The 23,570-nt window shown below is 42.7% G+C and carries 20 protein-coding genes and 1 pseudogene; 7 read left to right on the top strand and 14 right to left on the bottom strand.

Annotated features, from left to right (window positions below; translation table 11 throughout):
• Positions 1-50: 50 nt before the first annotated feature.
• Positions 51-2,012 carry an FAD-dependent oxidoreductase gene (locus tag CEX98_RS17155; RefSeq protein WP_099643239.1) on the bottom strand — a complete coding sequence of 654 codons (1,962 nt, stop codon included), beginning with the start codon at positions 2,010-2,012 and terminating at the stop codon, positions 51-53.
• 212 nt (positions 2,013-2,224) lie between these two features.
• Here CEX98_RS17155 and sppA point away from each other — a divergent pair, with 212 nt between their 5' ends.
• Positions 2,225-4,105 (top strand): signal peptide peptidase SppA, encoded by a 1,881-nt coding sequence (gene sppA, locus CEX98_RS17150; protein WP_099643238.1) that lies wholly within the window; start codon positions 2,225-2,227, stop codon positions 4,103-4,105.
• A 71-nt stretch (positions 4,106-4,176) separates the two neighbouring features.
• Complete coding sequence (gene ansA, locus CEX98_RS17145; RefSeq protein ID WP_099643260.1) at positions 4,177-5,187, top strand: asparaginase; 1,011 nt, start codon at positions 4,177-4,179, stop codon at positions 5,185-5,187.
• 67 nt (positions 5,188-5,254) lie between these two features.
• On the opposite strand, the gene gndA is transcribed toward ansA, so the two are convergent.
• Positions 5,255-6,628, bottom strand: a complete 1,374-nt coding sequence (gene gndA, locus CEX98_RS17140; protein WP_099643237.1) for an NADP-dependent phosphogluconate dehydrogenase — start codon at positions 6,626-6,628, stop codon at positions 5,255-5,257.
• 448 nt (positions 6,629-7,076) lie between these two features.
• Here gndA and pyk point away from each other — a divergent pair, with 448 nt between their 5' ends.
• A complete protein-coding gene (gene pyk / locus CEX98_RS17135; protein WP_099643236.1) occupies positions 7,077-8,510 on the top strand; it encodes a pyruvate kinase in 1,434 nt (477 codons plus the stop codon).
• 140 nt (positions 8,511-8,650) lie between these two features.
• Here pyk and CEX98_RS17130 read toward each other — a convergent pair whose 3' ends face one another.
• The 6 genes from CEX98_RS17130 to CEX98_RS17105 all read right to left on the bottom strand — a co-directional run bounded on the left by CEX98_RS17130 (position 8,651) and on the right by CEX98_RS17105 (position 15,723).
• Positions 8,651-9,475: a LytR/AlgR family response regulator transcription factor gene (locus tag CEX98_RS17130; RefSeq protein WP_099643235.1), complete on the bottom strand. Its 825-nt coding sequence runs from the start codon at positions 9,473-9,475 to the stop codon at positions 8,651-8,653.
• Positions 9,475-10,545, bottom strand: a complete 1,071-nt coding sequence (locus CEX98_RS17125) for a sensor histidine kinase (RefSeq protein ID WP_099643234.1) — start codon at positions 10,543-10,545, stop codon at positions 9,475-9,477. Before CEX98_RS17125 ends, CEX98_RS17130 begins: the two co-directional genes overlap by 1 nt.
• 174 nt (positions 10,546-10,719) lie before the next feature.
• On the bottom strand, positions 10,720-12,276 hold the full coding sequence (locus tag CEX98_RS17120) for a SulP family inorganic anion transporter (RefSeq protein WP_099643233.1): 1,557 nt from the start codon (positions 12,274-12,276) through the stop codon (positions 10,720-10,722).
• Positions 12,277-12,717: 441 nt separating this feature from the next.
• On the bottom strand, positions 12,718-13,176 hold the full coding sequence (locus CEX98_RS17115; RefSeq protein ID WP_010376979.1) for an Lrp/AsnC family transcriptional regulator: 459 nt from the start codon (positions 13,174-13,176) through the stop codon (positions 12,718-12,720).
• Between the two features lie 112 nt (positions 13,177-13,288).
• Positions 13,289-13,930: an MBL fold metallo-hydrolase gene (locus CEX98_RS17110; RefSeq protein ID WP_099643232.1), complete on the bottom strand. Its 642-nt coding sequence runs from the start codon at positions 13,928-13,930 to the stop codon at positions 13,289-13,291.
• 2 nt (positions 13,931-13,932) lie between these two features.
• A complete protein-coding gene (locus CEX98_RS17105; RefSeq protein ID WP_099643231.1) occupies positions 13,933-15,723 on the bottom strand; it encodes a M14 family metallopeptidase in 1,791 nt (596 codons plus the stop codon).
• Positions 15,724-15,846: 123 nt separating this feature from the next.
• On the opposite strand from CEX98_RS17105, the gene CEX98_RS17100 reads away from it, so the two are divergent.
• Entirely contained in the window at positions 15,847-16,680 is an 834-nt protein-coding gene (locus tag CEX98_RS17100) for an SDR family oxidoreductase (protein ID WP_099643230.1), read from the top strand.
• Between the two features lie 84 nt (positions 16,681-16,764).
• Here CEX98_RS17100 and rplT read toward each other — a convergent pair whose 3' ends face one another.
• The 4 genes from rplT to thrS form a co-directional block, all read right to left on the bottom strand.
• The gene (gene rplT, locus CEX98_RS17095) at positions 16,765-17,124 is read right to left on the bottom strand and encodes a 50S ribosomal protein L20 (protein ID WP_010376973.1); all 360 of its coding nucleotides are present in this window, start codon (positions 17,122-17,124) and stop codon (positions 16,765-16,767) included.
• A 15-nt stretch (positions 17,125-17,139) separates the two neighbouring features.
• Positions 17,140-17,340: a 50S ribosomal protein L35 gene (gene rpmI, locus CEX98_RS17090; RefSeq protein WP_010604868.1), complete on the bottom strand. Its 201-nt coding sequence runs from the start codon at positions 17,338-17,340 to the stop codon at positions 17,140-17,142.
• A gap of 180 nt (positions 17,341-17,520) precedes the next feature.
• Complete coding sequence (gene infC, locus CEX98_RS17085) at positions 17,521-18,084, bottom strand: translation initiation factor IF-3 (RefSeq protein WP_099643259.1); 564 nt, start codon at positions 18,082-18,084, stop codon at positions 17,521-17,523.
• A gap of 56 nt (positions 18,085-18,140) precedes the next feature.
• Complete coding sequence (gene thrS, locus CEX98_RS17080; protein ID WP_099643229.1) at positions 18,141-20,051, bottom strand: threonine--tRNA ligase; 1,911 nt, start codon at positions 20,049-20,051, stop codon at positions 18,141-18,143.
• A 228-nt stretch (positions 20,052-20,279) separates the two neighbouring features.
• Between thrS and CEX98_RS17075 the strand changes: the two genes are divergently transcribed.
• Positions 20,280-21,272, top strand: coding sequence for an endonuclease/exonuclease/phosphatase family protein (locus CEX98_RS17075; protein WP_099643228.1), 993 nt, complete (start codon positions 20,280-20,282; stop codon positions 21,270-21,272).
• A gap of 34 nt (positions 21,273-21,306) precedes the next feature.
• Positions 21,307-21,753 (top strand): DUF3010 family protein, encoded by a 447-nt coding sequence (locus tag CEX98_RS17070; protein WP_099643227.1) that lies wholly within the window; start codon positions 21,307-21,309, stop codon positions 21,751-21,753.
• Positions 21,754-22,211: 458 nt separating this feature from the next.
• On the opposite strand, the gene CEX98_RS23605 is transcribed toward CEX98_RS17070, so the two are convergent.
• Together CEX98_RS23605 and CEX98_RS17060 are read right to left on the bottom strand one after the other, a co-directional pair.
• Positions 22,212-22,304: an SEC-C metal-binding domain-containing protein gene (locus CEX98_RS23605; RefSeq protein ID WP_099643258.1), complete on the bottom strand. Its 93-nt coding sequence runs from the start codon at positions 22,302-22,304 to the stop codon at positions 22,212-22,214.
• A gap of 3 nt (positions 22,305-22,307) precedes the next feature.
• Positions 22,308-22,441: pseudogene (locus CEX98_RS17060) on the bottom strand (IS110 family transposase); the annotation flags it as partial.
• Between the two features lie 122 nt (positions 22,442-22,563).
• On the opposite strand from CEX98_RS17060, the gene CEX98_RS17055 reads away from it, so the two are divergent.
• Positions 22,564-23,538: a hypothetical protein gene (locus CEX98_RS17055; RefSeq protein WP_099643226.1), complete on the top strand. Its 975-nt coding sequence runs from the start codon at positions 22,564-22,566 to the stop codon at positions 23,536-23,538.
• The last annotated feature ends 32 nt before the right edge of the window (positions 23,539-23,570 follow it).

Genomic DNA, 23,570 nt, shown 5'->3' with positions numbered 1-23,570 from the left:
TTAATAAATAGATTATTAGTATAGACCGCAGATAGCTTGATGTTATTACATTAAATTTTCCGTGCTACTTGAAGTGCTTCAGCGATCGCGCGCTTGGCATCTATCGCTGCCGCAAGCTTTGCACCACCAATCACATGTTGATTTTCAGGTAGTGCTTCTTTGTCGAACAGCGAGTCATTTGAAACTTGACCAATACAGGCGATTACCGTGTCCACATCAAGCACCTGCTCTTCACCGGCAACTTTCACTGTGAGCCCGTTATTGTCAAAACTCACATATTCACACTGGGCAATTTGTTTAACCTTATGATGTTTAGCGACTGCTCTGTGGATCCAACCTGTGGTTTTGCCAAGATCTTTACCAAAACGACCCTCTGAGCGCTTCAACATATAAATAGGTCTTTGCTCTTGAGAAGGCTTAGGCTCACATTCGATCCCCCATTGTGACTTAAAGTCTGGGATCGACTGCTCACGCTGCTCGGTTAGAAACGCGACCATATCAAAACCAATACCACCTGCGCCCAATATCGCTATCTTGTTACCTAGCTCGACTTGACCCTTGATCACTTCATCATAAGCAAAAACCCGCTTGCCATCGGCACAAGCAATTTTTGACATTCTAGGGCTAACTCCAGTTGCAAACACCACATCATCGAATGACGCCGCCATTGACTCTTGGTAAGGTGTTTCTAAACAGAGCTCAACTCCTAAACGCTTAATTTCACTCACGTAAAAGTTAAGTGTGTGCTGGAAGTCTTCTTTTCCTGGGATCCGCATCGCCAAATTAAACTGACCACCAAGCTCACTTCCTTTATCGATAAGCTTAACTTGATGCCCTTTTTTAGCGAGATAATAACTGACCGACAATCCGGCAGGTCCGGCCCCGACCACAAGCACTTGTTTTTTGGTTTTGGCTTTATCAAGAGGGTAATCTAGCTCATATCCTGCTTGCGGGTTCACCAAACATGTAGCGCGCTTGCCTTTAAAAACATGGTCTAAACAGCCTTGGTTACATCCAATACAAATATTAATTTGCTCTGAGCGCTGCGCTTGGTACTTATTAAAGAAATCAGGGTCCGCAAGTAACGGGCGTGCCATCGAAATAAGATCCGCGTCTCCTGTTGCAAGTATGTCGTTGGCAAGCTCAGGAGTATTGATACGGTTTACCGCCACCACGGGAACATCGACGGCTTGTTTCAAACGATTAGACGCTTCACGGTAGGCACCCGGTGGAACCATAGAAGCAATGGTCGGTACACGCGCTTCATGCCAGCCAATCCCTGTATTGAGTATATCCACACCTGCTGCAACAAGCGCTTTGGCTTGTTGAGTGACTTCCTCTGCCGTCGAGCCATTGGGGATTAAGTCCATCACAGACAAGCGAAATACAATGATAAACTTATCGCTCACCTTAGCTCGCACAGCCTTAACGATATCCGTTGCTAAACGCATTCTATTTTCAAGACTGCCACCATACTCATCAGTACGTTTGTTTGTATGGTTAGCCATAAACTCATTAATTAAATAACCTTCCGAGCCCATGATCTCTACGCCATCATATCCGGCTTTCTCTGCTAATCTAGCTGATTTAGCAAAGTCTTTAATCGTGCCTTTGATAGCACTTAGGCTCATCGCTTTTGGCGTATAAGGATTGATTGGTGCCTTAATCGCACTCGGTGCAGTATTAAACGGATGATAGGCATAACGCCCGGCGTGTAATAACTGCAGACAAATTTTTCCGCCGTGTTTATGCACTACATCCGTATAGGCTTTGTGTTTTATAACGTCATATAGCGAGTTGAATGAAGAGGAAATCGGCGTAAGCTTACCCCTAAGGTTCGGACTATATCCTCCGGTTACTATCAGCCCTACACCGCCCTTCGCCCGCGCTTCATAAAACGCAGCAAGACGCCTTCTGTTATGCCACCCTTCTTCTAGCCCGGTATGCATTGAGCCCATTACCAAGCGATTACGCAAACTCGTATGTTTAAGTTGTAGTTCTTGTTCTAACATTTGCCGCCCCACAAAACTGGTCTTACCTGTGAACATTAACGTTTTTTTATTATTTGGCAAGTCTTAAGCTGAAAGAAATTAACGATCCATGCCTCATTGGTGATATTTCAAACATGAAAATACTTAGTTACGTTTTTCTATTATTCATGAAACTCACTCTGATATATGATAAATACATAGAGTTGTATTGAAGTTAAGCATAAGGGATCATTTTGAAACTGATAGCGAATATTTTTAAGGGCATTTGGGCCACACTAAACTTCTCCAGACGGTTGATTCTTAACCTGCTGTTTTTATTTATACTTATCGCCATTGTGATAAGTGTTGTTACGGGTGAAGATCAGGTTAAGGTTGAAGATAAAAGTGTTTTACGCTTGAATCTAAACGGGATCATAGTCGAACAATTGACATACGTGGACCCATTTGAAGCGGCGATGGGCAGTACAATTGGCAACTCAGAGCAACCTCAGGAAATCTTGTTGGACGATGTGATCGACGTTATCTCCAAAGCTGCCAAAGACGATAGGATCACGGTAATGTACCTTGACTTACAACGTCTTCACAGCGCACATCTAGACAAATTGCGAGATATTAAAGATGCGTTAGTACAGTTTAAAGCGGCTGGCAAAAAAATATACGCTCACGGTGCATATTATACTCAAGCTCAATACTACCTAGCGTCTATCGCAGACGAAGTTTCTTTACATCCATACGGTGGCGTAAATATTACTGGCTTTGGTATGTATCCACTTTATTTCAAAGAAGCATTGGACAAATTAAAAGTAACTCAACACATATTCCGTGTTGGCACATACAAATCAGCAGTTGAACCATATATCCGTAGCGATATGTCTCCAGAGGCCAAAGAATCTAACCTTGGCTGGATCAGTCCACTTTGGACGCAATACAAAAGAGAAGTTGCCGAGAATCGTGGTTTTGACATTGCCAATTTTGATGAAACATTTGCCGCAATCACCGATAAAATGGAAGCCGTTAAAGGCGATTCAGCACAATACGCAATCGACAACCAATGGGTTGATGCGCTAACTACCAATCAGGAATTTGCACAAAAGCTTATCGATGAAGTGGGATTAGATGCCAAGGGTAAATCGTTTAAGCAAGTTTCGTTTAATCAATATCTATCGACGCTTCCGCCTAAAGAATTTGCTGAAAACCCATTCACTGAAAAAGTAGCCGTGATCGTTGCTAAAGGTCAAATCTCCGACGGCAAACGTAAAGCAGGTGCAATCGGCGGCGACTCAACTGCTGCACTGCTGAAAAAAGCGCGACTAAACGATAAAGTAAAAGCGGTAGTGCTAAGAATTGATTCAGGCGGTGGCAGCATGTTTGCCTCTGAAACCATACGTAATGAAGTAGTCGCGCTAAAGGCTGCTGGTAAACCTGTGGTAGCCTCTATGGGCTCAGTTGCCGCATCAGGTGGTTATTGGATAGCAGCCTCAGCAAATGAAATTTGGGCATCGCCAAGCACCATCACAGGCTCAATTGGCGTATTTGGTATGATCATGACCTTTGAAAATGCGGCAAACTCGCTTGGTATTTATTCTGACGGTGTTGCAACAACCGAACTTAAAGGTCAATCTCCATTTAGAGGAATGGAAGGTGGTTATAAAAACCTTATTCAAATGGGCGTTGAAGACGCTTATGACAAATTCATTTCCATGGTTGCGACAGAGCGTAACATTGAAAAGTCAGCGGTTGACCAAGTTGCTCAAGGCCGCGTATGGCTAGCAACGCAAGCTCTTGATTTTGGACTTATCGATAAGCTAGGTAATAAAAACGATGCTATTGAAGCTGCTGCTAAATTGGCGAACCTAGAAATGTACGATGTGATCACGATTGAACAAGCGCTTACCGAGCAAGAGCAGTTAATGCAACAGATATTTGGTGCTTCGCTTGTTCAAAATGCAATAAGTGCAATCGTACCTGAACAATCTGTCTTTACTAGAGCAGCACTAAATACCTTAGACCAAGTAACAAAGACGGTAGAAACACAAACTCAGATGCTAGGACAACTTAATGATCCTAACCATGTTTATACCCTTTGCTTAGTGTGTAATGTGACCGCTGAGTAAACTTGATTAAGCACTGCAATTGTGATGCTGCAGTTGATATACTAAGCCCAGATTTTATTCTGGGCTTTTTTATGAAAAGAAAAAAAATATACATCGCCTATACTGGCGGTACGATTGGTATGAAACAATCCAGTCGTGGCTATGTGCCTGTTGCTGGCTACTTAACAGATACCGTAAAAAATAATGCTGAATTCACTCGTGATGAAATGCCGTTATTCGACATTCATGAATACTGCCCATTAATTGACTCCTCAGATATGTCGCCTCACCATTGGCAACAAATAGCAGATGATATTCAGTCAAAGTATCATGACTACGATGGTTTTGTGGTGCTGCATGGCACAGATACAATGGCTTATACTGCTTCTGCGCTGTCATTTATGTTTGAGAATTTAACCAAACCGGTGATTGTCACAGGCTCACAAATTCCTTTGTCTCAGCTTCGCTCTGATGGCCAAGTCAATTTATTGAATGCCATGTATTTGGCCGCCAACTACCCTATTGCTGAAGTGAGCTTGTTTTTCAACAATAAGTTATATCGTGGTAACCGAGCAATAAAAGCACATGCCGACGGTTTTGATGCCTTTGCTTCACCTAACCTTTCACCACTGGCACAAGCTGGAATAAATATCCAACTGCTCGAGGGGAAATTAAGCCCCTATGTAGAGCAAAGCCTTCAGGTCACTAAAATTTCTCCACAACCCATTGCCGTGATGCACCTGTATCCAGGTATTTCTACGGAAATCCTTAAAAACCTGATGCAAGGTGAAATGAAAGCCCTTATTTTACTCAGTTTTGGCGTTGGTAACGCACCTCAAGATACGCAATTTTTAACGGAGTTAAAAGCGATCAGCGATAGAGGCGTAGTCATCATCAACCTCACCCAATGCATACAAGGTAAAGTGAATATGGGAGGATACGCAACGGGCAATGCATTACTCAACTGCGGTGTGATCAGTGGTTATGACATGACGCTAGAGGCTTGTTTGACTAAATTGCATTATCTATTTAGCCAGCAACTTGAACTAGAAACCATTCGTCACCTCATGCAGGATAGTTTGCGCGGTGAACTCACCCGCTAACCGGTGAGTGCCAATAAAAAAGCCGCAATCAGCAGACTGCGGCTTTTATTATCAAATATACAGTTAGTTATCTAACTTTTGCTTCGATCTCGACCAAGTCGGTTAAGTGGCACGTTTCACCACTGTGGGTTTTGATCCCATGTTCACCGAAGTAATCACGCTGGGCCTGTACTAAATGGCCATTGCTCGGCGTACTCAAAGTAGCAATATACGTTTGCGTAGCAGCAAGTACAGGGAAAGACAGCCCACTTGCCACCGCTTTACCGGCAATACTACGTAGCGCAAGAGCCGGTTTTTCGAGGGTATCGATAAACTCAACACCTTGCGCAATGTCATCTAGGTAGTCGGCACGAATAATACATCCCGCACGCCAAGTTTGCAGTGTTTTGTTAAGATCAACCTTCCACTGGTGCGCACGTGAAGCGCCCTTAATAAGGGCAAGGCCTTGGCGGTAACATAATAGACTTGCAAAATAGAACGCGTCTTTTAACTCGTCTAAATCAACGTCGATTGTTTGCGTCGATTTATTCGCGTATGTCATCTCTTTTGCAGCTGGAGTATCAATGGTGTTAGTTAAGTGACGCGCCTGAACTGCAGCGACAAGCGACGGCACTGCAATGCCTAGTTCCAACGCGTTTTGCGCCGTCCAAAGGCCTGTGCCTTTGGCACCTACTTTGTTATCAATAAGATCAACTAGCGATTCACCCTGCTCTGTTTCCAAGCTAAGAATATGACTTGAGATAGCAAGAAGATAACTGTTTAGTTTGCCTTCGGACCAAGACTCGAAAATTTCAGCCACTTCTTTTGGAGAGCGACCAGTGCCGAGTCGAAGTAATTGATACACTTCGGCGAGCAACTGCATTAGGGCATATTCAATACCATTGTGGACCATTTTTACAAAGTGCCCACTAGCTGACTGCCCTACACGGGCAAAGCATGACTCATTATTGTAGCTTGCAGCCACTTTTTCGAACCAAGGTTCGATGCGCTCCCAACCACCTTCTGAGCCGCTAGCCATCATCGCAGGACCATGGCGTGCCCCTTCAGCTCCACCAGAGATGCCCATAGTGGCAAATTCGAATTTATTTTGGTATTTCAGTTTACGAGCAATACCATCTTTGTAGTTGCTATTTCCACAATCTACGATGATATCGTCTTTCTCAACTCCCGCTTCAACCAAATCGCTACAAACTTTATCTACTAGTTCACCTGCTGGAACGAGTAATAAAATCGAGCGGGGAGTCTCTAACCTTCTGATCATATCACCGAGATCAGACACTATGTGTAAGCGCTCCGCCATACCTAACGACTGTGCGCAACTTAATAATTCCGCACCTACTTCGGGGTTCTTGTCATAAGCGACTAAGGTCATCCCCTTCTCAATTAGATTTAGCGCGAGGTTTTTACCCATCACACCCAAACCAACTAATGCAACCTGCATTTAGTTTCCTCCTCGGTAACATCAAAACTTTATGCGTTCGTGTATGTGCATTATACCTGAGCGACCCTGATTGACCAGCGAGACACACTATTCACTGATTAACTTGTTGTTGGCCACAAAAGTATGACAGCTAACACAATTCACTGTATAGCAATCATAGTGGCAGCGGAGCGAATTCACCAATTGGATGATGCACCGCAAATACTCCCCTAAACTAGAAGGTAAAATATTCGAGATTGACGCCCACTGACACCGGTGTCATAATGATGACATATAGATCATATAACTTAATTCGAGTGTTAAAAAGGGTATTTGCATAATTCTTTATGCTCTAATGAGTTAAATTGTGATTTTACAATGTGAAATGTGTAAAAAAACAGCAATTACAAGTTACTTTTAACACATTCATACGTTTTTGCTTACCTTGATAAGCTTACAGGAGAATCTGATGCTTAGACGCACAAAAATCGTCGCAACACTTGGGCCAGCGACGGATAGAGATAACAACTTAGAAAAAATCATTCGTGCAGGCGCCAACGTAGTCAGACTTAACTTTTCACACGGGGTTGCTCAGGATCATAAAAACAGAGCCGAAGCCGTGCGAGAAATTGCTAACCGTTTAGGTGTAAACGTAGCGATCCTTGCCGATCTGCAAGGTCCAAAAATTCGCGTTTCAACGTTTAAAGAAGGCAAAGTATTTTTAGAAGTTGGCGCAAGATTTACACTCGACGCCAAAATGGAGCCTGGACAAGGCGATGTAGACGCTGTTGGTATAGACTACAAAGAATTACCAAACGACGTAAAACAAGGCGATTTATTGCTACTGAATGATGGTCTTATCCAACTAGTCGTAGAAGATGTACAAGGTCACTTAGTACATACGAGCGTGAAAGTGGGTGGCGTGCTATCTAACAATAAAGGGATTAACCGCCTAGGTGGTGGACTAACCGCCCCTGCATTTACAGATAAAGACAAAGAAGACTTGATCACTGCATCGCAAATCGGTGTAGATTACATTGCAGTATCTTTCCCACGCAGTGGCGATGACATGCGTTATGTAAGAGGTCTTGCAGAAAAAGCGGGATCAAACGCTCAACTACTTGCAAAGATTGAACGTGCTGAAGCGGTTGAAACCGTCGAAGCCATTGACGATATCGTTCTTGCTTCTGATGCTGTAATGGTTGCTCGTGGTGATTTAGGTGTTGAAATCGGTGATGCTGCGCTAGTAGGTAAACAGAAGCAGATTATCAGCCGCGCTCGTTCATTAAACCGTACGGTTATCACCGCCACGCAAATGATGGAGTCAATGATTGATAACCCAATGCCAACCCGCGCTGAGGTGATGGATGTAGCAAACGCGGTACTAGATGGCACCGATGCGGTAATGCTATCAGCAGAAACCGCGGCTGGTGATTATCCAGAGCAAACGGTTGCAGCGATGGCTCGAGTTTGTTTGGGCGCGGAATCTCAGCCGCAAATCCATATCTCTAAACACCGTCTTGATAGCCGTTTTGCAGATACCTGTGAAACCATCGCGTTATCAGCAATGTATGCGGCGAACCACCTTGATTCGGTGAAAGCGATCGTTGCATTAACAGAGTCAGGCAACACGGCAAAACTAATGTCACGCATCAGTTCTGGTTTGCCTATCTATGCACTTTCTCGTCATCAATCGACATTGGGTCAAGCGTCATTATATCGCGGTGTGTATCCAGTAAGATTCGATTCAACACAGTGCTCAGATGACACCACGGTTAGAGAAGCGCTAGATACTCTAGTTGCAGCTGGTTCACTGGAAAAAGGTGACACAGTGATCATCACCCATGGTGACAAGATGGAAACTATCGGTGCCAGTAACACACTAAAAATCGTCACGGTATAAAGTCAACTACGAACTAGGTAGCCACGCTGCCTAGTTCTTCTTTCCTTAGCAATACCGCTGTTGTGATCGCACTAAAAAATACACTATAAAGCAGGGAAACAGTGCAAATCACTCGGCTTGAGTCTCAATCACCTTGCTTATTAGCTCGCTAATGCCGCTTTCACTTTATCTCTGTAGCTCCGGCTTACTTTTAGCTCTTGACCATTTTCAAGTACTAATAAATATTCACCACTGCTTTGAGTCACTAGTTTGCTGATTTGCTTAGTGTTTACGATGGCGGAGCGATGTACACGTACAAACAATGTCGGGTCTAATTCTTGTTCTAAGTCTTTCATTGTCTTGCGTAAGATATGTGTTTGACCATCGCTGCAATGTAGGCACATATAATCGCCAGCCGCATCAACCCACTGGATAGACGCCGTAGAGACACGAATGATCTCACCTTGCTCCTTTACAGCCAGTGATTCTGGAAACTTTTTATCTTCGATTGTGTCTCCTGTTGCTAATTTCTTAAGGATTTCTTCACAGTTATTACCAGTGATCCCTGCAACAAAGCTGGCTAGCTTTTTCTTATGCGCATTGTCTTGTTGTGTTTTTAAATAGCTTTGCACTTTTTCCACCGCCTGTTTTAGTCTGTTGTCATCAACGGGTTTTAAAATGTAATCTAGCGCATGGATTTCAAATGCTTTAACAGCATACTGGTCAAACGCAGTTACAAATACGATAGCAGGCAATGGTTTTACACTTTCACTCAATGCTCTGGCCACTTCAAAACCATTCATATTCGGCATTTGAATGTCCAGAAAGACTAGATCTATATCCTCTGATTTACACAGATCAATAGCTTGTTGACCACTGCCACACAATTCTACGACTTCGATTTCAGTAAAATCTCTTAACCTTACCGCTAAGCCTTTTCTTGCTAGCGGTTCATCATCTACAATTAGTGTTCTTATTTTGCTCATTACTTCTTCGCCCTTTCATATGGAACGCGAATGTTTACCTTTAAACCCGATGGCTCATTATCTGAGAGCACAAATGAATAGTTATTCTCATACAAGGTTTTCAGGCGATCTTTGGTATTCGCTAAACCCACTCCCTGTGCACTTTTTAGTTGCCCGTCTTCAAGTTCGGCGCCAGGGCCATTATCTCCTACCTCTAAGAGTAGTTCCTTTGCAAACACCTGTGCTTTAATTTCAATTTTTCCGCCATGCTCAATATGAGCAATAGCGTATTTAATGCTGTTCTCAATCAGCGGTTGCAGAATTAAGCTAGGCACAAGCGCTTGTTCGGCTTCCTCGGTAACATCCATCTCTATGGATAGTCTCTCATCGAAACGAACTTTTTCAATTTCTAGATACAGTTTGAGTGCATGAAGCTCTTGTTCAAGCGGCACTTTTTTAATGGGATCTGTGTTCAGTGTATGCCTTAAAAAGTCACTGAGTCTTGATACCATTTGGTTTGCATCTTTGTTTTCTTCAACCAAGATCAATGTTGAAATCGCATTTAAGGTATTAAACAGAAAATGCGGGTTAAGCTGGTAACGCAGCATTTTTAATTGCGCTTCATGCGCCATCGTGTTTGCTTTTAACGCTTTTTGTCGCTCGCTTTGTAACAGCTGGTAGTACTTAATTCCAAAATATAAGCCACTCCAACACAGTATGATATAAACCGAGTCTAACCCTTGCTGCAAATAATAAAACCACTCGTCAGGGCGATAACCATGACGATAGATTTCCCAGTGATTGAATTTTTGTACTACAGCCCACAAAGTACCGGTAAGGTAAGAGGCAGTGAAAACAACCAATATCAACACCACTGGGCTGGCATTCCAAATTTTTCGATATAGATAGCGCAGCGGTACTGTCATCAAACAACCAGCATAGGCATTTAATGCAATAACGAACACATAAATGTCACGCATTTCAAATACTTTAGAGCCAATGTAATTCACCAGCGCATAGCCCAGCCAACCGGCTATTTGTAATACCCAGAAAAATCTCTGCCTGTTATCAACCAGTGATTGCCACTTCAAAATGATTATACCTCTTCTATCTTAACTGGATTATATCTCAGCTCGTCGTCGTTATTCACTGCTGATGGTCTCAGTTTTTACACGCCCTGCCGCAAATAAAAAAAGACACCGCAGTGCCTTTTTTCGAAATAAATTAACAAGTTAATTTATATGAGCATCATGCTTAGTGCATCCTTAAGCTAGCTTGTCAGATGCTACTTTGTAGGTAGGATCAGCTTGACCATCTAACTCAACCAAGTCTTTTGCCTTTTCAAGCAGTACTTTACAATCCTGACTCAGGTGGCGTAGATGAAGTGTTTTACCCGCTTTTTTGTAGCGCTCTGCTAGTCCATCGATCGCTTCAATCGCGCTGTGATCGGCAACTCGACTATATTTGAACTCAACAATAATATCGTCAGGGTCGTTATTTACATCAAACAGATCGGCAAAGTTTTTCACTGAGCCAAAGAACAATGGACCGTGCAATTCATATACTTTTGAGCCCTGTTCATCGATATAGTTATTGGTGTAAATATGTTTAGCATGTTCCCATGCAAACACCAAAGCAGACACAATCACGCCCACGCAAACCGCGATAGCAAGATCTGTCACCACAGTCACACCGGATACTAGAACTATCACAAAAGCATCGGATTTAGGGATCTTTCTTATCAATCTAAAACTAGACCACTCGAACGTACCCAAAACAACCATGAACATAACGCCCACTAGCGCGGCTAATGGGATCATTTCAATTAAGCTCGCTGCAAATAGGATAAACACTAATAATAGCAACGCGGCTGTGATCCCAGACAAGCGACTGCGCCCGCCAGAGTTAATGTTGATCATTGACTGCCCAATCATGGCACAACCACCCATAGCACCGAACACACCACAAGTTACGTTTGCCGCACCCTGGCCGATACACTCACGATTACTATGACCACGTGTTTCTGTGATCTCATCAATTAGCGTTAGTGTTAGCAAAGACTCGATTAAGCCAATCGCGGCTAACACTAATGCGTATGGGAAAATAATTTTAAGTGTTTCAAGTGTCCAAGGCACATCTGGAATATGGAAAGCTGGGAATCCGCCTGCGATAGTCGCATCTGCATTTCCAGACATATCTTTAAGATAATCTAGTACATTTCTAGCGTCTAAATCGAGACCAATCACGATTCCTGTTACCACCAAGATAGCAGCAAGACTCGAAGGAATAGCGGTTGTTAACTTAGGTAAAAACTGAATAATTGCCATTGTTAGCGCAACCAATCCACACATAATATACAGCGTTTCACCCTGCATCCAAGTGAGGTTACCTTGTTCATCAAGGACTTTAAACTGACCAAGTTGTGCGAGGAAAATCACAATTGCTAGACCGTTTACAAAGCCAAGCATAACGGGGTGAGGCACCATTCGAATAAACTTACCGAGTTTAAATATACCGGCTAGTATCTGCAAAAAGCCCATCAATAAGACGGTTGCAAACAGATATTCAACACCATGCTCTATCACTAAGCTAACCATCACCACTGCAAGGGCGCCGGTTGCACCAGAAATCATACCCGGTCTGCCACCGAAGATTGAGGTGATAAGACCTACAATGAATGCCGCATATAAACCAACCAGTGGGTCGACTTGCGCAACAAAAGCAAAAGCTACAGCCTCTGGCACCAACGCCAGTGCAACTGTTAGCCCAGATAGTACATCGTTTTTAGCAGAGCTTGGCGCTTTGCTGATCAGATTAAACATCTATTTCCTCTGGTCTGAATTGACAATGAACACAAAGGCTGCGGATTCTAGCAAAAAGCAGCAATTTAAACAAATAGCAGACAAGATAGGCCGCTAAAACAAATTGATAGTACAAGCAGATTTAACGCTGTAGTAAAGGATAACAACGACGAAAGCACAAGCTGTTATTCCAAGTTCAGATTACTTTATACCAATTAGCTTAATTAAGTGCTCTATGTTGAGGCGAGAGAATCTTGTCGATAACACCGCAAAAATTTTGCTATTTAGCTGTTCTAAATGAGAAATTTTTAACGCAGTTAGCGTCAGATTTGCTCCTTCAAATTGAGCAAGTATTAAGACTAATTGGTATTAGTATAGAACAGTGACAGCTGGATGATAGGACGGATAATAGATGACAGCTGTCTGTTCATTGTAAGCCAACAAACAGACAGTGATACCGCATTAAAGTGGCAAAGAAGTACTGCGTTTTACGCAAGTCATCGTTACGTTTGAATGAACCTCTTGGACAAATTCAAGGTTAAGAAGGTTGTCTCGAACAAACTGCTCATAGCCTTCAATCCCTTTTGAAATAATGCGCAACATAAAGTCCATGGTCCCAGCCATTGAATAACATTCTGTCACTTCATCGTAACTCAAGATGAGTTTTTCAAATTCAGCAAGATTATTCCGGCCATGGTTCGACAAACGAACGTGTGCATAAACCAGCATATCAAATCCGAGTTTCTTCTCGTCTAGCAAGGCGACTTTACCTTTGATATAACCATCTTGCTCTAATTTAGCGATGCGTCGCCAACAAGGTGACTGAGAAAGTCCTACTTTATCTGCAATTTCAGCGGTAGAAAGACTTGCGTCTTGCTGTAACAATGCCAAGATCTGGCGGTCTACTTGGTTTAATGACATATCTATTCTAGTTTATTTAGCACATTAGCTTATAAGGCCAATGTTGATTATTATTCCCTGAAGCATAGTAGACTAACTTCGCGCTTATGCATACTATGCAAGGTCCCCTATTCTACCCAAATCGGCCACTCATAAAAGGGTTTGTCGCCTTTTCAAAGCCAATTGACGTGTTTTCACCATGGCCCGAATGTACAATGACCTCATCAGGCAAAGTAAACAATTTATTTTCAATAGATTGTTTTAATTGCGCTGCATCCCCTTTAGGGAAATCGGTGCGGCCAACAGAGCCTTTAAACAAGACATCTCCCACGATTACTTGCTGTGAAACCGGTTCATAAAAAACAACATGTCCTGGTGTATGACCTGGGCAGTGTCTCACTTCCAAATCAAGATGACCCACTTTAACGTTATCACCATCATTTAGCCACTTTGATGGTAAAAATGACGCATGGTTGGCAAAGCCAAACATCTGTGATTGCATCGGTAGTGCCTCAAGCCAAAATCGGTCCCCCTCATGAGGGCCAATGATCTCAATGCCAAAGTGCTCGCCTAACGCGGTGCTGGCACCTACGTGATCAAGATGGGCATGGGTGAGCAATATCATTGTTGGCTCAAGACCCTCAGCCGTTAACCTTGCGATAATCTTTTCCGGCTCGCCACCTGGGTCAACAATTGCTGCGGCTTTACTTTGCGGGCACACTAATACCCGACAATTTTGCATAAATGGAGTAACTGGTATCGTCAGCACTTGCATGGTTATTTCGCTCCAAATGCCATCAAAATTGGATATTTTAAATAAGCGTTATCATAAAATGGCGTTCGTGCATAAAGCCAGTCCATTCTCGCTTTTGGATCATTGGCAAACTTTTTGTCTTCACGTATTTTTTTATCAAAAGCCAAAGCCATTGCCGGGTTTTGTTTTAACATTGTTCTAGCAAACGGTTCAAGCGCATAATTTTCAACATATTCTGTGCGCTGAAAAATCGTATTGAACTCTCCCCAAGCAAAAAATGAGTCCGGTGCTTCTGGGTGTAATAGGTGAGTCGCCAACTCTCCAGATTGTTGTGATGTTTCCACTTTATACCAGCCACTTAAATCGACTTTCTCTTCCAGTGGATGAATATCAAACGACGCTTTTACCCTAAACCGCCCTTCAAAAGGCATAGTGTCAAATTGGTAGTCGTTCACTTTTGCTTGGCTAACATGTTCAACAACTGACGACTCTGGCAGTTTTTCCACCTCAATACCATGCAGCTTAAGCTTTTCTATGACATGCGGATATGCCGGTGGAATATAAAACTGTTCAGGAACATTTACGGTTTTTGTAACTTCCTTTTGCCAATAAATGGGAAGTTTTTGGTATTCTACCGGCTCACCTAAATATTTGGCCTCTACGTGGCCAGATAAAGCACTTTCGAACTGTTTGTACTTTATTCCTTTGAACTGGATATGATCAGGTGTTTTGGCGTAACTACGCTCTACCACTAATTTTTTAGGCGTAAACTCAGCTTCTTTTTTCACGGCCTCACGTAACGCACCAATATTGTTAGTTAGGCTCTTAATCACCCCATCCATAAACACGTAGGTTCCTAAAACCCGCTGTTTGTATGGCTTTAATGAATGGTTTTCAACCAGTATCGTTGGCAGGCCTTTTAAATCACCCCATCCGTTCGAGAACCTTGGTGTTGCAACCCAACCCGCAAGACCTTTTTTAAAGTCTCGCTTATCCATTACAAATACCAGAGGGCCAGGAATGTGCCCTTGGGCACTCAGCTCTGCGTTTATTTCTGGAGTCAGCTGATTTTCTAGCACCTCAGCAATAGCTGGTGACTCGCTAGCAAAGCTTGGGTTGAAACCATAGGTAACATCATATTGATAGTCCGCACCATCAGTCACATGTACGTCAATATAAAGGTCTGGATTATAGGCATTAATAACGCCCATTACCGCTTTAACCCCTGGGGTGTCTAATTTAGTGTAGTCGCGATTAAGGTTTAGGTTACTGCCATTGGTTCTAAAACCCATGACCCTTGGGCCACGTTGATTGATGCGGTTATACTCACCGCGTCTTTCATGACCATCAACATTCAAAATCGGAATAAACAGCAAATTCACTTTGGTTAAGATATCTCGACGCTTGCCCGTTGCAATGTCGCGAAGCAACATAAACATGGCATCTTTACCATCTATTTCACCAGCATGAATGCCCGCTTGAACCAATATAGTTGGTTTACCGTTATTGATGACCTTAGATTTTTCGCCTCCTTGCTCGGTTGCCACAATCATTTTAATCGCACGATTGCTATCGCTAAATCCTATCGTCTCTAATTTAAACTGAGTAGGATTAGCCGCGACCAAGCGGTCAACAAATGCCATGGTGTCAGCATAGCTAGGAGAGTCTACTCCCCCGCTAAGCTCGAAATCTGTCGTCAAAGGACCTTGTTGTTGTAATAATTGTTCGCTGTTCCCCTGCCATTCCATTAATGGCGGCAAATGACCATTCATACCTAGCATTGCAGTAAGCATAATAATGCTGGAACTCATCATAATTCTCTATTCCTCTGCTTTTATCCGCCAATTATATCAATATTTTATCTATCGGCTTACAATGTGCGGTGATTCAACAAAAATTTGCAGTTAATCGCAGATAACAATCACTTTAGGGACCAAATGAGCGTACAAAAATCGATTTTAATCACTGGCTGTTCAACCGGAATTGGTTATTACTGTGCATTGCAGTTGTCAAAAGCTGGATTTCAGGTCATCGCATCAGTTAGAAATGCAAAAGACTTGAATAAGTTTGAGGGCACAAACATTCATTGCATCTTGTTAGATCTGGTTTGTGAACAAAGTATCAAAGATGGCTTTGAGCAAGCTCTTGCCATCGCAAACGGGCGATTAGACGCGCTATTTAACAACGGTGCCTACGGTCAACCCGGAGCGGTAGAAGATTTGCCTACCGAAGTGCTGAGAAAACAATTTGAAGTTAACTTTTTCGGCTGGCATACCTTAACTTGTCTGGCCGTGGCACAAATGCGTAAACAAGGTGCTGGACGAATCATTCACAACTCTTCAGTGCTCGGACTAGTCGCCTTACCTTATCGTGGTGCGTATAACGCCAGTAAATTTGCATTGGAGGGATTAACCGACACCTTACGTATGGAGCTGAGCAACAGCAATATTCAAGTCAGTTTAATCGAGCCCGGTCCAATCGTGTCAAAGTTTAGGGAAAACGCTAAAGCGGCCTTTTTACAGCATATTGACCACGCAAACAGTGCACATCAAAAAGAATATCAGGCACAGCTTAACCGTTTAGGCGCTGAAGATGCACCGCAAAAGTTTACCTTGGGACCAGATGCTGTCTATAAAGTATTGCTTCATGCACTCACAGCCCCTCGCCCGAAAGCAAGGTATTACGTAACGTTTCCAACATATTTGATGGGCTATTTAAAACGCCTACTAAGCAGTCGGATGTTAGACAAGGTATTGATGAAGAATCGATAGCCAATCGCTTAGAAACTAAAAAAGGAGCCAGAGGCTCCTTTTCAATACAAAAGTTAGTACTAAGACTAACTCATGCTCTGCTTATTAAGCAGCTAGACCGTCTTTTGCTTTAGCAACTAGTGCTGCGAAAGCTACTTGGTCGTATACTGCGATATCAGCTAGGATCTTACGATCGATTTCAATCGATGACTTTTTAAGGCCATTGATGAAACGGCTGTAAGAAAGACCGTTTTGACGTGCAGCTGCGTTGATACGCGCAATCCAAAGTTGACGGAAAGTACGTTTCTTAGCACGACGGTCACGGTAAGCATATTGACCAGCTTTAGTTACCGCTTGGAAAGCTACGCGGTAAACGCGTGAACGCGCTCCATAGTAACCTTTAGCTTGCTTTAATACTTTTTTGTGACGTGCACGTGCTACTACGCCGCGTTTAACTCTTGCCATTTCTGATATCCTCTATTAAGCGAATGGTAACATACGATCGATTAGGCCTAGGTCATTCTTATGAACCATAGACTTAGCACGAAGGTGTAATTTACGCTTTGAAGACTTCTTAGTCAGAATGTGACGAAGATGCGACTGTTTACGCTTGTAACCGCCTGAAGCAGTCTTTTTGAAGCGCTTTGCAGCACCTCTGTGTGATTTTAGCTTATAAGCCATTTGCAATAACTCCGAATGATATTGCTTAACACTATGTAAGTAGGCGGAGATAAACTCACTTGCAGGCCTAACTTACTACCTAAAACCGGTGAAGGATCAATACCTTACTTTAAAACCGGATAACGCAGGTGGCCGAAGCACTTGGAACCTGCGTTAAATTCGATGCGTATTATGCCGAGATTAAGACTTTTTAGCAATAGGTGCCATCATCATTATCATCTGACGGCCTTCTACTTTCTTCGGGAATGACTCTACAGATGCAATGTCTTCCAACTCAGTCTTGATACGGTTTAACAGGTCGATACCAATTTCTTGGTGTGCCATTTCACGACCACGGAAGCGAATAGTGACTTTAGCTTTGTCGCCACCTTCCAAGAACTTGCGAAGGCTACGAAGCTTAACTTGGTAATCACCAATATCTGTACCAGGGCGGAATTTAACTTCCTTAACCTGAATTTGCTTTTGCTTTTTCTTTTGTTCTTTTTGGATTTTTGCTTTTTCAAAAAGGAACTTACCGTAGTCCATCACTTTACAAACTGGTGGTTCTGCATTTGGGCTGATCTCAACTAGATCTAAGCCTGCTTCATCCGCCATGTTTTGTGCGTCTCTTGTTGAGACAATGCCAGCCTGCTCGCCTTCAGCGTCAATTAAGCGAACCTCTTTCGCTGTAATCTCTTCGTTAATACGATTTTTCTGAGCGTTATTTTGCCCTTTTTTGCCGCCTCTAATGGTACGTTCCTCCAAAAAATTCAAAAGTAAATGCGTGTACCAGAAAAAGTAAAGTACACGCAAGTTTATATTTATAGTCGATTTTTAATCTCTTCGCTAACTTTCGCGATGAAATCGTCAACCGAGAATTTACCTAAATCTTCACCAGTACGGGTTCTGACTGCAACTTCTTGTTGCTCAACTTCTTTGTCACCCACAACTAGCAAATAAGGTATACGTTTTAAAGTATGCTCGCGGATTTTAAAACCAATCTTCTCATTTCTCAAGTCAGCGCAAGCTCTTATTCCAAGTTTATTTAACTTTTGTACAACTTCGTGAACATAATCGGCTTGTTTGTCCGTGATATTCATGATCACAACTTGCTTTGGTGCAAGCCAAGTTGGGAACTGACCAGCGTATTCTTCCGTTAAGATACCAATGAAGCGCTCTAGTGAGCCTAGAATTGCTCGGTGGATCATAACAGGCGTTTTACGCTCGTTGTTTTCCGCAACATATGTTGCACCTAAACGGCCTGGTAATGCAAAGTCTAATTGCACTGTACCACATTGCCATGCACGTTCTAAACAGTCATACAGGGTAAATTCAATCTTAGGACCGTAAAACGCTCCTTCCCCTGGTAAATATTCGAACTCGATGTCATTGGCTTTCAAAGCATCTGCAAGTGCTGCTTCTGCTTTGTCCCACATTTCATCTTCACCGATACGTTTTTCAGGACGCGTCGATAATTTAACAACGATCTTCTCGAAGCCAAAAGTTGAGTACGTATCATACACCATTTTGATACATGCTGATACTTCGTCCATAATCTGTTCTTCTGTACAGAATACGTGCGCATCGTCTTGTGTAAATCCACGAACACGCATCAAACCATGTAGTGCACCCGATGGCTCATTACGGTGACAACAACCAAACTCAGCCATACGTAATGGTAAATCACGGTATGATTTTAAGCCTTGGTTGAAAATTTGTACGTGACCTGGACAGTTCATTGGTTTAATCGCGTATTCACGCTTCTCAGACTCCGTAGTGAACATCGCGTCTGAGTATTTATCCCAGTGACCTGATTTTTCCCACAGACCACGGTCCATCATCAACGGACCTTTTACTTCTTCGTATTGGTATTCACGTAGCTTTTCGCGTACGAAGTCTTCTAGCTCACGGTAAATGCTCCAACCATCGTTGTGCCAAAATACCATGCCTGGCGCTTCTTCTTGCCAGTGCCATAAATCTAATGCTTTACCAATTTTACGATGGTCGCGCTTTTCAGCTTCTTCCAAACGCTTCAGGTAGGCTTTTAATTGCTTTTTGTCTGCCCACGCGGTGCCGTAGATACGTTGCAACATTTTGTTTTCTGAGTTGCCACGCCAGTAAGCACCAGCCACTTTCATAATTTTAAAGTGCTGACAGAATTTCATATTTGGCACGTGTGGACCACGACACATATCTACATATTCTTCGTGATGATATAAACCTGGACGGTCATCTTTTGCGATATTTTCGTCTAAGATTTCCATTTTGTAGGTTTCACCACGAGCTTCGAATGCATCGCGAGCTTCTTGCCAGCTCACCTTTTTCTTCACTACATCGTAGTTGGTCTTAGCAAGTTCCAACATACGCTTTTCAATTGCTTCAAGATCTTCTTGAGTCAATGAATGGTCAAGGTCAACATCATAATAGAAGCCATTGTCGATGGTCGGACCAATCGCCATTTTTGCTTCAGGAAATAACTGTTTTACAGCGTGACCAATTAAGTGCGCACAAGAGTGACGAATAATTTCTAGGCCGTCATCATCTTTTGCAGTGATGATTTCAAGTGCTGAATCGCTTTCAATAATGTCACAAGCGTCAACACGAACACCATTTACACGGCCAGCAATAGTGGCTTTTGCAAGGCCTGGGCCGATGTCTTGAGCGACTTCTAGAGTAGTGACTGGGTTTTCAAAAATACGCTGACTGCCGTCAGGGAGAGTAATAACTGGCATGATAAATCCTATTTACAGTGGTGACACCTACAATGCATCACATGTATATAATTAATTTTAAAGTGTGCCTATCAACGCTTTTACGAATAAGCATTGTCTTGCGTAATCATCGCGGCTCATCCGAGGACTTCAGGATAAGAGTCACTATTCTCGCGTGTTACTTGGCGAAGTGCAAGCCTAGAGCTAAAATTAATATACTAATTTGTAAAAAGTATTTTGGGATTTGTTGTGGCAAAAAAGCGTTATCGGTTTGCAACCTTTAATCTATTAAATTTTGCGGCCCCACCCTATTCGTTCTATCAGCTTCATGAGCACTATAACGAAACTCAGTGGCAGACTAAAACCCAGTTTATTACTGGGCTAATTCAGCATATTAATCCCGATGTGATCGTGTTTCAGGAAGTCTTTACGCCAGATAGCCTGCAAATGATATGCGAAGACCTAGGACTGGTTCATTTTGCAACGGTTGACTCTCCAAGCCCAGATCATGTGTATCCTTCTGTGCTATTTAAACCTGTAGTCGCCATCGCATCCAAGTTACCTTTTAAGTCGTTTGCCCCCTTAGAGCCTTGCCCAGAGCTGCTTGAATACCTAAACAACCAGCATCAATTTAGGTTTAACCGTACACCGATAAAATGTAAATTCGATATTCCAGGGTTTGGCTTACTCGCTTGCTATGCTGTCCACTTGAAGTCTCAGCGCGTTCATTCCATGGCCCATATGCTCGGCGAATCGCATCAGGACGACCCATTACTCACCTTGCTCCACGAAACCGTGGGTACGATGCAGTCCCAAATATCTCGTTCACTTGAAGCTTCTATCATTTATTACGACGCGCTTAAAACACAACGAGAAAAACAAGCCGCCACATTGGTAATGGGAGATTTTAATGATGCACTTGAAAGCCCAGCACTTTCTTTTATGACCCAAGCATTTCCTCCTGTTATCGCCCATAACGGTTTCGATAGTGTGGGACTGTTTGACAGCTTTTTTTACGCTGACAACAGCCATCAAAGCAAGCCTCCCAGCCACTATTATCAAGGTCAAGGCAACGTGCTTGACTATATTCTGTGTTCAAAGGAATTTAATCCAAACTGCGAATCACCAAATGTAAAATCGCTCCATTACCATAGTTTTGATGCACACTTAGATCCAAAGCGTGTGGATGAAGATATTTGTTATTCTGACCATGCAGCGATAGCAATAGAAATAACACTGTGAGATAATTCAATTTTTGCATAATCTGGACACGAAAATGAGAACACTTGGGGTTGAAATTTCAGGCAGCGAAGCGCTACTTTGCTTGCTAACGAAAGAAGATGATGTTTTTGATATTAGAGACATTCGCCAGCGCCGTTTTACCTTAGGCAACCAAGGGGCAGAACTTGAAGAAATGCGCAAGTTCCAATTCGACTTTGCAAAACTAGTAGAAGATTACGGTGTCGACTCGATAGCTATCCGCCAGCGTCCACACAAAGGTAAATTTGCAGGAAGCGCAGCAGGATTCAAAATGGAAGCTGCGATCCAGCTTATTGCAGATGTTGACGTGCAATTGCTATCGGGCACCGAAGTAAAAGAGCAATTAAAAAGAAACCCTATCCCTGTTGATTATGAAGATACGGGCTTGAAGAAATTTCAAGAGCAAGCTTTTATCAATGCCTACGTCTACATTCTTCGAAAAACATACGGCAAAGATGAGTAAAGCAACCAGTTAATTTGTAAAAGGCCAGAAACGAAACCGTTACTGGCCTTTTTTATTTTTATCACAAAAGAGCAGCCACTCTTCACGCTTCTGTAATTTTGGTTTATTGCCCTAGTAACGAGGTTCTGCGCGCGCCCTTGGCGCCGTTATGCTTTGCGATCCCCTGCGCGAAATAAGAAAACAAGTTAATTGGCTGATGTCTTAAGGTGTAATAAGAGAGCAAGTGCCGCGGTTAGCTCACAGCTTTTAGTCTATATTTGTATGGCTGCAATGAGCGAGTAAGAGACAGCCGCCAATATTACCTTTATTCTGCAAAGCGGCCGTTCAGCCAGCTTATTTGTGCCCCGAAATGGGTATTAAATACAATTTTAATCTGTTAAAAAACCTAACACAAATTAGCCTCATATGAATGCGGGGCTCACAAATCACTCAATTTTACCGCTAAATCTACATGAGAATTATGGCATACAGCAACGTTTATATTTCTTGCCTCTGCCGCATGGGCAAGGCGTATTTCTTCCCACTTTTCTAAGCTTTTTATGCGGTTTCATATCACCAGCTTTATAAACAAAGTGAAGCGTTATATCAGGGTATTTAGATTCAAAATGGTGAGCTAGTTTTTAACGGCTATTTCATTGAATTCCTTATGTGTATCAAGTCCGATAAAAAGTATGCTATGTTTGTTCATGCTAGCCTCTGCTGTTTAGTTATTTGACAAACTAATTATGGCTCTGGCTTTGAATTAAGCTACCCCACGAAAGCGGGGCTAGCACCGTGTGAGAGTCATTATGTCTAAGGAGAAAAACAGAAATGAAGGAAATACTCGTTCTTGTGGTTGCAATTGGATTTTTGGGCGGTTGCGCCTCCAATGTTCGAAATGAAGTCAATCGTTACGAACACGAAATATCAAGCAGCAGGAATAACATCGCCATATTGGAATCAAAAATAGCGAGAGAGAATGAAAATATTGAGAACTACAAATCAAGCATATCCAAGTCGAATAATTCGATACGTGATAACAAACAAAACATAGAAAGAGCACGAATCGGGATTTCACGATCAAAAGCCTACTTGTCTTCTCATTCTGATGTTTTCATTAATGGTCAATGTATAAGGCCTGATTTTGGTCCAAAACCAACACCATATTGCAGTAGTCGATCGGAGGCTAAAGAACATGCGCTTGCATTTTGTTCGATGTCTGCCGGATGTGATGCGGCAATGCTACTTGCTAGCGACGAATTGGATACATTTTCAAAAAGATTTCTGGCTAGCGAAGCTTGCTCAAGAGCAGTTCACGAATTAAGAAATGAAGGTTATGCTCCAGATTCAACTGCGGTAAATGCTTTAGAGGCATTGTCTGATACCGGTTGTAGTAATGAAAGTGATGGTTTTTTTGCGTTTTTAGGGAAAGTCAGTGGCTGCATAATGAGTGCATCAATCAAACTAGCCAAAATTCAATCTTATGTAAATTGCACTGAGCGAAAGGCTAACTCTTGCTATTCAAGCTATACAGACTGGCTGGGGGCGCCAGAAAACCGTGAGCGAGAGTGTTTGGAAAATTTTGGCAACATAGACACATACGCTAATGCTATCCTGAAGTATGAGAGGCAGATTGCCGAGAATGAGCGCTCCATAAGGAGCAAAAAGCAAAATATCAAAAGCAGCTCGGATTCTATAGCTCAAGCAGAGCAAGAATTAGCACGAGAAAGAGAGAGAAACTCTAAATATAATCGATTACTTGCGGAAAGAAAGAAAACCCTTGCTTATAAACTCTACGGCAAATAATGCATGGTTTTTCGTGTTTATCTAGCTAGGTG

It is taken from the genome of Pseudoalteromonas piscicida (assembly GCF_002744175.1).
GTDB lineage: Bacteria > Pseudomonadota > Gammaproteobacteria > Enterobacterales > Alteromonadaceae > Pseudoalteromonas > Pseudoalteromonas piscicida_B.
Note: the sequence above shows the minus strand (reverse complement) of the source record. Positions and strands in the feature narration are given on the sequence as shown.